Source organism: Enterobacter sp. E12, assembly GCF_014596715.2.
GTDB classification, from domain to species: domain Bacteria; phylum Pseudomonadota; class Gammaproteobacteria; order Enterobacterales; family Enterobacteriaceae; genus Enterobacter; species Enterobacter bugandensis.
Window position 1 is genome coordinate 331,927 of the sequence record NZ_CP115601.1, and the last position, 15,022, is coordinate 346,948.

General features: G+C 56.2%; 15 protein-coding genes. 9 read left to right on the forward strand and 6 right to left on the reverse strand.

Annotated features, from left to right (window positions below):
* The first annotated feature begins 213 nt into the window (after nucleotides 1-213).
* Nucleotides 214-744, forward strand: a complete 531-nt coding sequence (gene ssb1 / locus IB212_RS01595; RefSeq protein ID WP_006810470.1) for a single-stranded DNA-binding protein SSB1 — start codon at nucleotides 214-216, stop codon at nucleotides 742-744.
* A gap of 60 nt (nucleotides 745-804) precedes the next feature.
* On the opposite strand, the gene IB212_RS01600 is transcribed toward ssb1, so the two are convergent.
* The gene (locus tag IB212_RS01600; RefSeq protein ID WP_041911533.1) at nucleotides 805-1,086 is read right to left on the reverse strand and encodes a YjcB family protein; all 282 of its coding nucleotides are present in this window, start codon (nucleotides 1,084-1,086) and stop codon (nucleotides 805-807) included.
* Nucleotides 1,087-1,149: 63 nt separating this feature from the next.
* Here IB212_RS01600 and IB212_RS01605 point away from each other — a divergent pair, with 63 nt between their 5' ends.
* Together IB212_RS01605 and IB212_RS01610 are read left to right on the forward strand one after the other, a co-directional pair.
* Nucleotides 1,150-1,401 (forward strand): hypothetical protein, encoded by a 252-nt coding sequence (locus tag IB212_RS01605; protein WP_131728597.1) that lies wholly within the window; start codon nucleotides 1,150-1,152, stop codon nucleotides 1,399-1,401.
* Nucleotides 1,402-1,740: 339 nt separating this feature from the next.
* A complete protein-coding gene (locus IB212_RS01610; protein WP_041911532.1) occupies nucleotides 1,741-3,306 on the forward strand; it encodes an EAL domain-containing protein in 1,566 nt (521 codons plus the stop codon).
* 6 nt (nucleotides 3,307-3,312) lie between these two features.
* On the opposite strand, the gene soxS is transcribed toward IB212_RS01610, so the two are convergent.
* Entirely contained in the window at nucleotides 3,313-3,639 is a 327-nt protein-coding gene (soxS, locus tag IB212_RS01615; RefSeq protein ID WP_008503387.1) for a superoxide response transcriptional regulator SoxS, read from the reverse strand.
* Between the two features lie 98 nt (nucleotides 3,640-3,737).
* Between soxS and soxR the strand changes: the two genes are divergently transcribed.
* The 4 genes from soxR (at nucleotide 3,738) to IB212_RS01635 (ending at nucleotide 8,601) form a co-directional block, all read left to right on the forward strand.
* Entirely contained in the window at nucleotides 3,738-4,196 is a 459-nt protein-coding gene (soxR, locus tag IB212_RS01620) for a redox-sensitive transcriptional activator SoxR (RefSeq protein ID WP_023331806.1), read from the forward strand.
* A gap of 286 nt (nucleotides 4,197-4,482) precedes the next feature.
* Nucleotides 4,483-5,154, forward strand: coding sequence for a glutathione S-transferase family protein (locus tag IB212_RS01625; RefSeq protein WP_028015178.1), 672 nt, complete (start codon nucleotides 4,483-4,485; stop codon nucleotides 5,152-5,154).
* Nucleotides 5,155-5,451: 297 nt separating this feature from the next.
* Entirely contained in the window at nucleotides 5,452-6,801 is a 1,350-nt protein-coding gene (gene ghxP, locus IB212_RS01630; protein ID WP_041911531.1) for a guanine/hypoxanthine transporter GhxP, read from the forward strand.
* 153 nt (nucleotides 6,802-6,954) lie between these two features.
* On the forward strand, nucleotides 6,955-8,601 hold the full coding sequence (locus tag IB212_RS01635) for a Na+/H+ antiporter (RefSeq protein ID WP_041911530.1): 1,647 nt from the start codon (nucleotides 6,955-6,957) through the stop codon (nucleotides 8,599-8,601).
* 81 nt (nucleotides 8,602-8,682) lie between these two features.
* On the opposite strand, the gene IB212_RS01640 is transcribed toward IB212_RS01635, so the two are convergent.
* Nucleotides 8,683-9,570 (reverse strand): LysR family transcriptional regulator, encoded by an 888-nt coding sequence (locus IB212_RS01640; RefSeq protein WP_041911529.1) that lies wholly within the window; start codon nucleotides 9,568-9,570, stop codon nucleotides 8,683-8,685.
* A gap of 102 nt (nucleotides 9,571-9,672) precedes the next feature.
* On the opposite strand from IB212_RS01640, the gene IB212_RS01645 reads away from it, so the two are divergent.
* Together IB212_RS01645 and IB212_RS01650 are read left to right on the forward strand one after the other, a co-directional pair.
* Nucleotides 9,673-10,083 (forward strand): CidA/LrgA family protein, encoded by a 411-nt coding sequence (locus IB212_RS01645; protein WP_028015182.1) that lies wholly within the window; start codon nucleotides 9,673-9,675, stop codon nucleotides 10,081-10,083.
* The gene (locus tag IB212_RS01650; RefSeq protein ID WP_041911528.1) at nucleotides 10,076-10,765 is read left to right on the forward strand and encodes an LrgB family protein; all 690 of its coding nucleotides are present in this window, start codon (nucleotides 10,076-10,078) and stop codon (nucleotides 10,763-10,765) included. The genes IB212_RS01645 and IB212_RS01650 overlap by 8 nt, the downstream gene beginning before the upstream one ends.
* Nucleotides 10,766-10,797: 32 nt before the next feature.
* Here the strand turns inward: IB212_RS01650 and actP are convergent, their stop codons facing one another.
* The 3 genes from actP to acs form a co-directional block, all read right to left on the reverse strand.
* Complete coding sequence (gene actP, locus IB212_RS01655) at nucleotides 10,798-12,447, reverse strand: cation/acetate symporter ActP (protein WP_041911527.1); 1,650 nt, start codon at nucleotides 12,445-12,447, stop codon at nucleotides 10,798-10,800.
* Nucleotides 12,444-12,758 carry a DUF485 domain-containing protein gene (locus tag IB212_RS01660; protein WP_028015185.1) on the reverse strand — a complete coding sequence of 105 codons (315 nt, stop codon included), beginning with the start codon at nucleotides 12,756-12,758 and terminating at the stop codon, nucleotides 12,444-12,446. Before IB212_RS01660 ends, actP begins: the two co-directional genes overlap by 4 nt.
* Before the next feature lie 135 nt (nucleotides 12,759-12,893).
* The gene (gene acs / locus IB212_RS01665; RefSeq protein WP_041911526.1) at nucleotides 12,894-14,852 is read right to left on the reverse strand and encodes an acetate--CoA ligase; all 1,959 of its coding nucleotides are present in this window, start codon (nucleotides 14,850-14,852) and stop codon (nucleotides 12,894-12,896) included.
* Nucleotides 14,853-15,022 lie beyond the last annotated feature (170 nt).

Below are 15,022 nucleotides of genomic sequence, written 5' to 3' on the forward strand. Positions count from 1 at the left end.
TTGAAGGACAAACGGCTGTCAGAAACGGCTAATTATGACACAAAATGACCTGTTTGAATATACAGTATTGGAATGCATTTTCTGATTCACTGTGTAACAATGTTGAGTTCGCGGGAGAACTCTGGAACGTGCTACGCAACTATCAAAGTGCAGCATGGAAATGGTACACTCGCGCGTTTACACTATTAAGAAACGTATTCAGGAGACACGAACATGGCCAGCAGAGGCGTAAACAAGGTGATTCTCGTCGGTAATCTGGGCCAGGACCCGGAAGTACGCTACATGCCGAGTGGTGGCGCAGTTGCCAACATTACGCTGGCTACTTCCGAATCCTGGCGTGATAAAGCGACCGGTGAAATGAAAGAGCAGACCGAATGGCACCGCGTTGTGCTGTTTGGCAAACTGGCAGAAGTAGCCGGTGAGTATCTGCGTAAAGGTTCTCAGGTCTATATCGAAGGCCAGCTGCGTACCCGCAAATGGACCGACCAATCCGGTCAGGAAAAATACACCACGGAAGTGGTGGTGAACGTGGGCGGCACCATGCAAATGCTGGGTGGCCGTCAGGGCGGTGGCGCACCGGCAGGTGGCGGTCAGAACCAGCAGCAGGGTGGTTGGGGTCAGCCTCAGCAGCCGCAGGGCGGCAACCAGTTCAGTGGCGGCGCGCAGTCTCGTCCGCAGCAGCAGTCTGCTCCTGCTCCGTCTAACGAACCGCCAATGGACTTCGACGACGATATCCCGTTCTGATCAACGGATGCTAAAACAAAAAACCCAGACATCGTCTGGGTTTTTTTATTGCTGAAGGGATCAGGTAATCACCATCGGCCAGTCTGGTGGGGTATGGTTCATCGCCTCAACCATCACCACTTTTATATTTTCCCAGACCGCGGCCATATCCAGCAGGGTGATGCCCAGCAGGCCCGTTGCGAACCAGCAAGCCGCGCCAAGCCCTAGCAGGGTACTGATGACGGCAAGACCCGCGTAGTCGGATTTACGAAACTGAATGTTCAGCGTGCTGGCTAAAAACATCAAAAACGCACTCAACAAGGGCCAGCGCAGGAGAACCATGCTGGTAGTAATGGTTGCCATAAAACCCATCCTCTACAAAACAGACGAACTGAATGAAACAGTGTTTCTCGTTACACAATATGTGTGAACTATATCACATTTGTTGATTTATTCGCCAGTGTCTGCGTAGCCAAAAAGGGGATTTTATTAGCCGGAAAAAGAGTGTGCGGTACGGGACTGCCTTCGTACAAAGGGATGCGGACCCACAACGTGCGGGGTAATGCCCGCCGGGCAAGCGGGGAAGAGCATCTGGAGGCAAAGAGACGTCCAGCCGTGCCGTTTTTAGGAGAAGCATTATTTTCTGATAATATTGTGATGATGTCTGATTATTTATAAATCAACGAACAAAATACACCCGCATAAATAGGATAAAACGTCACGTTGGCGTTGTGCTTTTTTCATGCCGCCAGAAGTTTGGCTTAATCAGCGATCCTCTGTGGTGTTCTCTCAAAACCACCCAGGCGTGGTGGATAATTATTTTCCTTAATTAAAACGGAACGAATACTTACAGTTTAGCTTACGGGAAAATATTATCGTCATAACGAAATTTAAGATTTTTAATACTAAAAGTCAGTTGCTAACTTCGCATGATTCATGCAACGTAATCACCTGTTTAACAAAGCATCCGGCCTTCATTACTACAGGCGTACAACATGCAGGGATATAGGGCGGGAAATGAATCGTAGCGCGCGGCGCAAAATGCTCAGAGTGGTAGGGATCATCATGGTAGTTATGCTGCCGGTGATGCTTGCTTTATGGTTTGCCCAGCTACGAGCCGAGTCGGAAACGAGCGCTCAGCTACGGACATTTGCTGAACTGGCTTTAGACAAAACAGAACTGGTAATTCAACAAGTTGAACTGGCCAGGGGCGAGGCAGAAAAATATCAGGGTGAACGTTGTACGCCGGAACATCGTCAATATATGTTGAACGTTGTTCGTGGCCGCCTGTTTGTCGCCGATTTAATTTATGCTGAAGGTCAGAATTTTCTTTGTTCGACCGTTTTTACACCGGATCAACCCTACGTCATTCCGGTCGCTAATTACACGCGTAAACCTGACGTTGCTATCTATTATTTTCGCGATACGCCATTTTATACTGGCTATAAAATGACATATATGCAGCGCGGAAATTATGTCGTGGTTGTCAATCCGCTTTCTTACAGTGAAGTGATGTCTACCGATCATTCCCTCGCATGGGGGGTATACGACACGGTAACTAATGCCTTCTTTTCCGTCAGCCAGAAAGCCAATGCGACTTTATTAAATTCGATGATTCGGGATAAGGAATCGGTATTTCAAAAAGATAACCGTTTCTATACCGTCGTGAAATCGACAAATCGGCCTATTGCCGCCATCGTGTCGACGTCAGATAAACGTTTTTATGAAACGCTCTATCACCAGGCGACGTTGACGCTACCGCTGGGAATGATCTGCAGCATTATTATTTTGCTGGTGTGGTCCCGCACCCATCGTGAGCTTAATTCGCCGGGGCGCTTACTGCACCGGGCGCTGAACAAGCGCCAGCTTTGTGTGCACTATCAGCCGATTATTGATATCAAGAACAACCAGTGTGTGGGGGCAGAGGCGCTGTTGCGCTGGCCTGGTTTCAATGGGCAGGTAATGAGCCCGGCTGACTTTATTCCGCTTGCGGAAAAAGAGGGAATGAGCGAGCGGATCACGGATTATGTCGTTGAGGAGGTGTTCAGCGATCTGGGCCATTTCCTGGCGGCGCATCCGCATCTCTATATTTCGATCAACCTGTCGGCCACGGACTTCCACTCCTCGCGGCTGATCGCCATGATTTCTGACAAGGCCCGGCACTACGCCGTACGCGCCCAGCAAATTAAAATTGAAGTGACGGAACGCGGCTTTATCGATGTGCCAAAAACCACGCCGGTGATTCAGGCCTTCCGTCAGGCGGGCTATGAAGTGGCGATCGATGATTTCGGGACCGGTTATTCCAACCTGCACAACCTCTACTCGTTGAACGTGGATATTCTGAAAATCGATAAATCGTTTATCGACACCTTAACCACCAACAGTACCAGCCACCTGATCGCCGAGCATATTATCGAGATGGCGCAAAGCCTGCGGCTTAAAACCATTGCGGAAGGGGTTGAGACGGCTGAGCAGGTGAGCTGGCTGTTGAAGCGCGGCGTTGAGTTCTGTCAGGGATGGCACTTCGCGAAAGCGATGCCGCCCCAGGAGTTTATGACCTGGCAGCAGCAACCTTTGCACTGATATGCATTAATTCAACTGGTGGCGATAATCGCTCGGCGTACGGTCAAACTCGCGGCGAAACACGCGGGAAAAGGTTTGTTGCGAGACATAGCCAAGATCCATCGCGATATCAAAAATCGGCCGCTGCGTTGAGCGTAACGCCTGCGCCGCCAGCAGGAGCCTGCGCTGACGAATGTATTCCCCCAGCGTCTGGTGCATGACCGTGCGGAACATTCTCTGTAAATACCATTTCGAATAGCCCGATTTTTTTGCGACCACATCAATGTTCAACGGTTGGTCGATATGATCGTCAATCCATTCAATAAGTGTCTGAATAATTTGCTGATGCGACATAAGGTTGCCCCTCTGTAGATACAACTTTCTCGGTTGATTCGTCGTTTTCTCTGCGGGGGAGTATAATTCCTCAAGTTAACTTGAGGTAAAGAGGTTTTATGGAAAAGAGATTGCCGCGCATTAAAGCGCTGTTAACCCCCGGCGAAGTGGCAAAGCGAAGCGGTGTAGCGGTATCGGCGCTCCACTTTTATGAAAGCAAAGGGTTAATTAAAAGCATCCGTAACGGTGGAAACCAGCGCCGCTATACCCGTGACGTGCTCCGCTACGTGGCGATTATCAAAATTGCGCAACGCATCGGCATTCCCCTGGCGACGATCGGTGAGGCATTCGGCGTGTTGCCGGAAGGGCACACGCTTAGCCCGAAAGAGTGGAAAGAGCTTTCGTCCCAGTGGCGTGAAGAGCTGGACAGGCGTATCCACACGCTGGTGGCGCTGCGTGACGAGCTGGACGGCTGTATCGGCTGCGGCTGCCTGTCCCGTAGCGACTGCCCGCTACGTAACCCTGGCGACAGGCTGGGCGAGCAGGGGACCGGGGCGCGGCTGCTGGAGGAGGATTAAGTTCTTGCGGCAAAAGCATAATAAAGAACTAAAGCGCCACTAAGGGCGCTTTAGTTTTTCCCGGTCTTTGTCTTTCTCTCTATCCCGCTGGTTCACGGGAGGGTTTCCCCCGACATCAGCACCCCTCGTGTCGAGCTGGTTGGGGAGGTTCCGGATTGTGCTGACACTTTAATTCTATGCAAGACCCGTATTTTCGCCAGCCGCGCTAGCCGTTTTTTAGACGAAATTTTTTCGCGGTGTTGTTCGATTTTCTATAGTTAAAAAGTATGAATAACAGGAGAAAATCATGCTCACGGTACATCACCTTAACCAGTCGCGCTCGCACCGCGTGATCTGGGCGCTGGAAGAGCTCGCCCTGCCTTATGAGATTGTTCACTACCAGCGCGAAAAGAACATGCTGGCACCCGAGTCCCTCAAAAAGGTGCATCCGTTGGGCAAATCGCCGGTCATTGAAGATAACGGGCTGATCCTTGCGGAGTCAGGTGCCATTCTGGAATATCTGCAGGAAACCTATGATGCCGAATCGCGGCTGAAGCCTTTAGACCCCGCGCATAAGGTGCAATACCGCTTCTGGCTGCATTACGCAGAAGGGTCGCTGATGCCGCTGCTGCTCATGAAGCTGGTCTTCAGCAGCCTGGGCAAGCCGCCCGTGCCGTTTGGCATCCGAACGCTGGGTAAGGCGCTGGGGCAGGGGGTACAGAAAGCGTATCTCAACCCCCAGCTGGAGACCCATGCGCGTTTTATTGACTCACATCTTGCTAAAAACAGCTGGTTTGCCGGAGAGACGTTAAGCATGGCCGACATTCAGATGAGCTTCCCCCTCTTTGCCCTGCTGGCGCGCGGCGGCATTGCTAATCTGCCGCATATTCAGGCATGGAAGCAAAAAGTGGAAACTAGTCCTGGCTGGCAAAGAACCCTGCAACAAGGTGGCCCGTTAACGATCCCGGGCGAGGATTGAAATGTAAACAAATTGCGCATAGACGATAACGTTTGCGCATCCTCTGTTTATTTCTTCATCGTCATAAGTGAATTTTGGCGAAAAACGACAAAGTTCAGTTGAAAAGGGCGGGTATTAGGCTGGATAATCGTTTGCCTTAATTTGACCACCCGTTTTATAAGCGCGGAGCTAAACGTTTGCTTTTTTTGTGACGCCCTTTCGTCGCAAACGCAACACACGGATTTGACGTTTTAGCTGGCAGCGGTGTCTCCACCACGCTTATGGACGTTCTATAAAAACTCTCAGGGGATGTTTTCTATGTCTACGCCATCTGCGCGTACCGGCGGTTCAGTTGACGCCATGTTTAAAATTTCGGCTCGTGGCAGCACCGTGCGCCAGGAAGTCGTTGCCGGTCTGACCACGTTTCTGGCGATGGTTTACTCCGTCATCGTGGTGCCGGGCATGCTGGGCAAGGCGGGCTTCCCGCCTGCGGCTGTCTTTGTCGCCACCTGCCTGGTGGCCGGCGTGGGCTCCATCGTAATGGGCCTGTGGGCGAACCTGCCGCTGGCGATTGGTTGCGCCATCTCTTTGACCGCCTTTACCGCGTTCAGTCTGGTGCTGGGCCAGCAGATCAGCGTACCGGTTGCCCTCGGAGCCGTGTTCCTGATGGGCGTACTGTTTACCGTTATTTCTGCCACCGGCATCCGTAGCTGGATTTTGCGCAACCTGCCGCAGGGCGTGGCGCACGGCACCGGTATCGGTATCGGCCTGTTCCTGCTGCTGATCGCTGCCAACGGCGTGGGTCTGGTCATCAAGAACCCGCTGGACGGCCTGCCGGTAGCGCTCGGTCATTTCGCGAGCTTCCCGGTCATTATGTCGCTCATCGGTCTGGCGGTGATTATCGGCCTGGAAAAACTGAAGGTGCCGGGCGGCATTTTGCTGACCATTATTGGCATTTCCATTGTCGGCCTGATTTTCGATCCGACCGTTCACTTCTCCGGTATTTTCGCCATGCCGTCGCTGAGCGATGACAAAGGCAACTCCCTGATCGGCAGCCTGGATATCGTCGGCGCGCTGAACCCGGTGATCCTGCCAAGCGTGCTGGCGCTGGTGATGACCGCGGTATTTGACGCCACCGGTACCATTCGCGCGGTGGCCGGTCAGGCCAACCTGCTGGATAAAGACGGTCAGATTATTGATGGCGGCAAAGCGCTGACCACCGACTCCCTGAGCAGCGTCTTCTCTGGTCTGGTGGGTGCGGCGCCTGCGGCGGTGTATATCGAATCTGCAGCGGGTACGGCGGCAGGCGGTAAAACCGGCCTGACGGCCATCACCGTCGGCGTGCTGTTCCTGCTGATCCTGTTCCTCTCTCCGCTCTCCTACCTGGTGCCTGCGTATGCGACCGCGCCAGCGCTGATGTACGTCGGCCTGCTGATGCTGAGCAACGTGGCGAAAATCGATTTTGCGGACTTCGTGGATGCGATGTCCGGCCTGACTACCGCAGTGTTTATCGTCCTGACCTGTAACATCGTGACTGGCATCATGATCGGCTTTGCCTCGCTGGTGATTGGCCGCCTGGTCTCCGGTGAGTGGCGCAAGCTGAACATCGGCACCGTGGTGATCGCCGTTGCGTTGGTCGCCTTCTACGCGGGCGGCTGGGCAATCTAAATTATCCATTGATGCGAAAACGGGTGGCTCAGGCCGCCCGTTTTTATTTTCAGGACTCATCCCGTTGCCTTTTGCGTTACTCTGGAGAGGATAGAATAAGAGGCACGACGCCTCAGGTTTGGCTTAAAAAGAAACACAGCAAACAGGGAACGCATGGAAATTTTCTTCACAATACTCATCATGACCCTTGTGGTCTCGTTATCCGGGGTGGTTACACGCGTACTGCCCTTCCAGGTCCCCCTGCCTTTAATGCAAATAGCCATCGGCGCGCTGCTGGCGTGGCCGACGTTCGGTCTGCACGTGGAGTTCGATCCGGAACTGTTCCTCGTGCTGTTTATCCCGCCGCTGCTGTTTGCCGATGGGTGGAAAACGCCGACGCGCGAATTTCTTGAGCACGGGCGAGAGATCTTCGGCCTGGCGCTGGCGCTGGTGGTCGTTACCGTGGTCGGGATTGGTTTCCTGATCTACTGGGCCGTACCGGGTATCCCGTTAATTCCCGCCTTTGCGCTGGCCGCCGTGCTATCGCCGACCGACGCCGTGGCCCTTTCCGGCATTGTGGGTGAAGGGCGCATTCCGAAGAAAATAATGGGCATTTTGCAGGGCGAGGCGTTGATGAACGACGCTTCCGGCCTGGTGGCCCTGAAGTTTGCCGTGGCGGTAGCCATGGGCACCATGGTCTTTACCATTGGTGGCGCGACCCTGGAATTCTTCAAGGTGGCGATTGGTGGTATTCTCGCGGGCTTCGTGGTGAGCTGGCTGTACGGTCGTTCCCTGCGCTTCCTCAGCCGCTGGGGCGGCGATGAACCGGCGACGCAAATCGTTCTGCTGTTCCTGCTGCCGTTTGCCTCTTACCTTATCGCTGAACATATCGGCGTCTCGGGCATTCTGGCGGCGGTAGCGGCGGGGATGACCATCACCCGCTCCGGCGTGATGCGCCGCGCGCCGCTGGCGATGCGCCTGCGCGCCAACAGCACCTGGGCGATGCTGGAGTTTGTCTTTAACGGCATGGTCTTCCTGCTGCTGGGCCTGCAGCTGCCGGGCATCATGGAATCCTCGCTGATCGCGGCGGAGGCGGATCCAAACGTTGAAGTCTGGATGCTGTTTACCGATATCGTGCTGATCTACATGGCATTAATGCTGGTGCGTTTCGGCTGGCTGTGGACGATGAAAAAATTCAGCATGCGCTTCCTGACCAAAAAACCGATGGAGTTCGGCTCCTGGACCACGCGCGAGCTGCTGATTGCCTCCTTCGCGGGCGTACGCGGGGCGATAACCCTCGCCGGTGTGCTCTCTATTCCGCTGCTGCTGCCGACGGGCGACGTCTTCCCGGCGCGCTACGAGCTGGTGTTCCTGGCGGCGGGCGTGATCCTCTTCTCGCTGTTTGTCGGCGTGATTATGCTGCCGATTTTACTCCAGCACATTGATGCCGGTGACTCGACCCAACAGCACAAAGAGGAGCGGATAGCCCGCGCGGCGACGGCGGAAGTGGCGATAGTGGCCATTGAGAAGATGGAGGAGCGTCTGGCTGCCGATGCCGAAGAGAACATTGATAACCAGCTGCTGAAGGAAGTCAGTTCACGCGTAATTGGTAATTTGCGCCGTCGTGCTGACGGACGTAACGACGTGGAAAGCTCGCTGCAGGAAGAAAACCTCGAGCGTCGTTTCCGCCTGGCGGCGCTGCGCTCCGAGCGTGCCGAGCTGTATCACCTGCGCGCGACGCGTCAGATCAGCAACGAGACGCTGCAAAAGCTGCTGCACGATCTGGACCTGTTAGAAGCGCTGCTGATAGAGAATCAGTAGCGCGCTTTTGCCCGGTGGCGCTGCGCTTACCGGGCCTACATTTGAACCGTAGGCCGGGTAAGGCGAAGCCGCCACCCGGCACTATTCAGACCGCACCCAAAACCCCTCACAACATTGCAGCCACGCCTGTGCGCTGTGCGAAAGATACACCCCTTCACGCCAAATCATCCCCAACTGCCAGTGCAGGTCACTCTCCAGCGGGATCCAGCGCAGCGTGTTTTTATCCAGCCGCTCGCAGATCGGCTGCGGCAGAATGGCAATTCCCACGCCCGCCTGCACCATTGCCGCGAGGAAATCCCACTGGCCGCTGCGCACCGCAATGCGCGGCTTCACGTTATGGTGATTAAACAGGGTCATCAGCTGGCGGCTTAAGGCGAAGTCTTCGTTGTAGATCAGCAGCGGGTGTTCGCCGAGCAGATCGGGCTTCACTGAGTCTATCTTCAGCCAGTCGCCGGAGCGGGGCACCAGCACGCACAGTGGATGGCTGAACAGCGGCAGCGTTGCCAGCCCGCTCTCTTCCTCCACGGGAAGGGCCGTCATCGCCACGTCCAGCTCGCCGTTGATCACCGCCTGCTGCACGGTCAGGCCGCCAAACTCAGATATTTTAAGCTCAACGCCGGGGTAGCGCTGGCGGAACAGGCTTATCGGCCCGGCCATCATCATGCCAACCATCGGCGGAATGCCGAGCCGCAGCAGACCTTTCGTCAGGTGGTTGATGTCCGCAAGCTCGGCCTCAAGCTGGCGAAACTCCGCCAGGATCGCCAGCCCGCGCTCGAACACCACGCGTCCGGTATCGGTCAGCAGCAGCTTGCGTCCGTCGCGGATCAGCAGGGTGCAGTTCAGCTCGTCTTCGAGGTTTTTCAGCATTTTGCTGATGGTTGGCTGGGTAACGAACAACTTCTCCGCTGCGCGGGTAAAACTTTGCTGGCGAACCACCTCGACAAAATAGCGCAGCGTTCTTATGTCCATGATTATTCCTCGAAACTATACCTTCGATGATTTTAATTCATTTCAGTCGATGACGTACGCTCACTATACTGGCGCCTCGTCTCATTTCTGAGGAAATCCCCCATGGCCGTGGCGTTAAGCCGTGTTACGCCTGCCGTTGTGCAACGACTCCAGGTCCCGGTTCAGGTACTGCTCTACGCGGGACTGTTTATTTTTGCGGAATACCTTGTCGACTGGCTGCACCTGCCTTTACCCGCCAACCTGGTGGGAATGGTGCTGATGCTGGTGCTGATCCTCTGCCGCGCGTTGCCCCTCAGCTGGGTGCGCGCCGGCGCGCGCTGGCTGCTAGCGGAGATGCTGCTGTTCTTCGTTCCGGCCGTGGTGGCGGTGGTGAACTATGCGCAGCTGCTGATGGTCGACGGCTGGCGCATCTTCGCGGTTATTGCCCTGAGCACGCTGATGGTGCTGGGTGCCACCGCCTGGGTGGTGGATAAGGTGTACCGGTTCGAAATCAGCAGGCAAAAGCATGACTAACTTTCAGATAAGCGTGTTGTGCCTGATCGTGACGGTCGCCATCTACTTTGCCAACAAGCGCCTGTATCGCCGCTTTCGCACGCTGCCGCTGATGCCGCTGGTCTTCACGCCCATCCTGCTGGTGCTGATGCTGATCTTCGGCCATATCTCCTGGCAGAACTACATTGGTGAATCCCACTGGCTGCTGTGGCTGCTCGGCCCGGCGACTATCGCCTTTGCGGTGCCGGTGTATGACAACCTGGCCATTATCAAACGCCACTGGATGTCGCTCAGCGCGGGCGTCGTCACCGCGACGGTGGTGGCGGTCTGTAGCTCCGTCTGGCTGGCGCGGCTGTTTACCCTCTCCGATGAAATTCAGCGCAGCCTGGCCGTGCGCTCGGTGACCACGCCGTTTGCGCTGGCGGCCGCCAAACCGCTCGGCGGGCAGCCGGATCTGGTGGCGCTGTTTGTGGTCGTCACCGGCGTATTCGGCATGGCGGTGGGGGATGTGCTGTTTCTGCGGCTGTCCATTCGGGAAGGGATGGCGAAAGGAGCAGGGTTTGGCGCGGCATCTCACGGGGCAGGCACGGCGCGTTCGTATGAGCTGGGTCAGCAGGAAGGGGTCGTTGCAAGCCTGGTGATGATGCTCTCGGGCGTGACGATGGTGTTAATCGCGCCGCTGGTGGCGTGGGTGATGTTTTAAGCTCCCCGGCCAGAGCAACCGGGGAGAAAGGCTTAGTGTGCGCGGCCCTGCTCAACGCCGAGGCCGGTTTGTGAGCGGATAAACTGGGCGCGGAATTTCTCACGCTCCAGGTTACCCTCCGGCGAGTTGTCGGTAGCCGAGAAGACCCAGATACCGATAAACGCCACGGCAATGGAGAACAGCGCCGGGTACTCGTACGGGAAGATAGCGCTTTCGTGACCGAGGATCTGCACCCAGATGGTCGGGCCGAGGATCATCAGAATTACCGCCGTCAGCAGGCCGAGCCAGCCGCCTATCATCGCCCCACGGGTGGTCAGTTTGGACCAGTACATGGAGAGCAGAATGATTGGGAAGTTACAGCTTGCCGCAATTGAGAAGGCCAGTCCCACCATAAAGGCGATGTTCTGCTTCTCAAACAGGATCCCCAGCAGAATAGCGACCACGCCCAGCACCAGCACGGTGATTTTGGAAACCTTCAGCTCGTCGCGCTCGCTCGCGCCTTTACGGAAGACGTTGGCGTAGAGGTCGTGCGATACCGCAGACGCGCCCGCCAGCGTCAGCCCGGCGACCACCGCAAGGATGGTGGCGAAGGCCACGGCGGAGATAAAGCCGAGGAACAGGTTGCCGCCCACCGCGTCGGCCAGGTGCACCGCCGCCATGTTGTTACCGCCAATCAGCGCGCCCGCCGCGTCTTTAAACGCCGGGTTCGCGCCCACCAGCATGATCGCGCCGAAGCCGATGATAAAGGTCAGGATGTAGAAGTAACCCATAAAGCCGGTGGCGTAGAAGACACTCTTACGCGCTTCACGCGCGTCTGACACAGTGAAGAAACGCATCAGAATGTGCGGCAGGCCAGCGGTACCAAACATCAGGCCGAGACCGAGAGAGAGCGCGGAGATCGGATCTTTCACCAGCCCGCCAGGGCTCATGATCGCTTCTCCTTTCGGGTGGACAGCCATCGCTTCGGTGAACAGGTTATTGAAGCTGAAGCCGACGTGTTTCATCACCATAAAGGCCATAAAGCTCGCGCCGAACAGCAGCAGTACGGCTTTGATGATCTGCACCCAGGTGGTGGCCAGCATGCCGCCGAACAGAACGTACATCACCATCAGCACGCCCACCAGCACCACCGCGACGTGGTAGTTCAGGCCAAACAGCAGTTCGATAAGCTTGCCCGCGCCCACCATCTGGGCGATCAGATACAGCGCCACCACCACCAGCGAGCCGCAGGCGGAGAGGGTACGAATCGGCCCCTGCTTCAGGCGATAGGATGCCACGTCAGCGAAGGTGTAACGTCCCAGGTTGCGCAAGCGTTCGGCAATCAGGAACAGAATGATCGGCCAGCCGACGAGGAAGCCGAGGGAGTAAATCAGGCCGTCATAGCCGGAGGTGTAGACCAGCGCGGAGATCCCGAGGAACGAGGCGGCGGACATAAAGTCACCCGCAATCGCCAGCCCGTTCTGGAAGCCGGTAATGTTGCCACCCGCGGTGTAGTAATCGTTACGGGAGCGCACGCGTTTCGACGCCCAGTAAGTGATATACAGCGTCAGCACCACGAAAATCAGGAACATCACAATCGCCTGCCAGTTGGTTGGCTGGCGCTGTACCTCGCCGGTAATCGCATCCGCCGCGTGGGCGGCAAAGGGAAGCGTGGCGGCGAGCGCCGTCAGAATTCTCTTCATGATGCTTTTACCTCTTGCAGTACCGCTTTATTAAGGCGATCGAATTCACCGTTCGCGCGCCAGACGTAAACGCCGGTCAGCACAAACGAAATCACAATTACGCCAATGCCAATGGGAATACCGCGCGTCACGCTGGTGCCCTCGTGCAGCGGGGTGCCCAGCCAGTGCGGCGCAAAGGCGATCAGCAGAATAAAGCCGACGTAGATAATCAGCATGATGATGGAAAGGGTGAAGGCAAACCGTTGCCGCTTATCGACGAGCTCCCTGTAGTGCGCACTATTCTCTATCTGCTGACAAATATCGTTATTCATCACAGAAATCTCCAGAGGTAAGGTTGGTTTGTTTTAGTTCCCTCTCCCCTATGGGGAGAGGGTTAGGGTGAGGGGAGGAAGGTGCGGTCTGATGCCCTCACCCCGGCCCTCTCCCACGGGGAGAGGGAGAAAACATTACGATGGCATCGCGATGGCCTGCTTCTCTTCGAGCAGTTTGTCCACCACGCCAGGATCCGCAAGCGTTGAGGTATCGCCGAGGTTGCTGGTATCGCCTGCCGCGATTTTGCGCAGGATACGGCGCATAATCTTGCCGGAACGGGTTTTCGGCAGCGAGTCTGTCCAGTGCAGTACGTCCGGCGTGGCAAGCGGGCCAATCTCTTTACGTACCCAGTTGCGCACCTCGGTATACAGCTCCGGCGACGGCTCTTCACCGTGGTTTAGAGTGACGTAGGCGTAAATCGCCTGGCCCTTGATGTTGTGAGGAATGCCGACCACCGCCGCTTCGGCAATCTTCGGATGCGACACCAGCGCGGACTCAATCTCTGCCGTACCCAGACGGTGGCCGGAAACGTTCAGCACGTCGTCCACGCGTCCGGTGATCCAGTAATAACCGTCTTCATCCCGGCGCGCGCCGTCGCCGCTGAAGTACATGTTTTTAAATGTCGAGAAGTAGGTCTGCTCGAAGCGCTCGTGATCGCCAAACAGCGTGCGCGCCTGGCCCGGCCAGGAGTCTGTGATCACCAGGTTACCCTCGGTAGCGCCTTCCTGCGGATTACCTTCGTTATCCACCAGCGCAGGCTGCACGCCGAAGAACGGACGGGTTGCCGAGCCGGCCTTCAGCTGCGTGGCGCCCGGCATTGGGGTGATCATGAAGCCGCCGGTTTCGGTCTGCCACCAGGTGTCCATCACCGGGCACTTCTCGTTACCGATTTTCTTCCAGTACCACTCCCAGGCTTCCGGGTTGATGGGCTCGCCCACGGAGCCGAGGATGCGCAATGAGGAGCGGTCGGTGCCCTCGATGGCCTTATCACCTTCCGCCATTAACGCGCGGATCGCCGTTGGCGCGGTGTAAAGAATGTTGACCTGGTGCTTATCGACCACCTGACACATGCGCGCCGGGGTCGGCCAGTTCGGTACGCCCTCAAACATCAGCGTCGTTGCGCCGCAGGCCAGCGGTCCGTAAAGCAGGTAGCTGTGGCCGGTGACCCAGCCCACGTCGGCGGTACACCAGTAGATGTCGCCCGGATGGTAGTCGAAGACGTATTTGAAGGTGGTGGCCGCATAGACCAGATAGCCGCCGGTGGTGTGCAGTACGCCTTTCGGTTTACCGGTTGAGCCGGAGGTGTAAAGAATAAACAGCGGATCTTCCGCGTTCATCTCTTCCGGCTGATGCTGGTCGCTCGCTTTTTCAATCAGGTCGCTCCACCACAGGTCACGCCCCTCGTGCCAGTCGATCTTGCCGCCGGTACGCTTGAGGACAATGACGTTATTGATGGATTTGACGTTCGGGTTTTTCAGCGCTTCATCGACGTTTTTCTTCAGCGGAATACCGCGCCCGGCGCGTACGCCCTCGTCGGCGGTGATCACCAGCTTCGAGTTCGAGTCAACGATGCGCCCGGCAACCGCTTCAGGGGAGAAGCCGCCGAAGATGACGGAGTGGATCGCGCCGATACGCGCGCAGGCGAGCATAGCTACCGCCGCTTCCGGCACCATCGGCATGTAGATCGCCACCACGTCGCCTTTTTTAATCCCCTGGTCCAGCAGCACGTTAGCGAAGCGGCAGACGTCGCGGTGCAGCTCTTTATAAGAGATGTGTTTGCTCTGAGAGGCATCGTCGCCTTCCCAGATAATGGCCGTTTCGTTGCCGCGTTCGGCAAGATGGCGGTCCAGGCAGTTCGCCGCCAGGTTCAGCGTGCCGTCTTCATACCATTTGATGGAGACGTTGCCTGGCGCGAAAGAGGTATTCTTCACCTTCTGATAAGGTTTGATCCAGTCAAGGATGTGACCCTGCTCGCCCCAGAAGGCGTCCGGGTTGGTAACAGATTGCTGATATTTCTCGTGGTACTGCTCCGGGGTGATCAGGCAACGGTCCGCAATGTTTGCGGGAATGTCGTGTTTGTGTATTTGGCTCATGGCTTTTTTTCTCCTTGTAAGATGTTAATAATATGTCGCAAAAACGTTAATAGTAGGGGCTTTACAAGCTTTGTTTAGTATTTGGGCGACAGATCACGCATTGTTTGAACAGGTTGAAAATTGAGCGAATGAAACTTTGAAGGGAAATAATTCACGATGCCGATTATTCA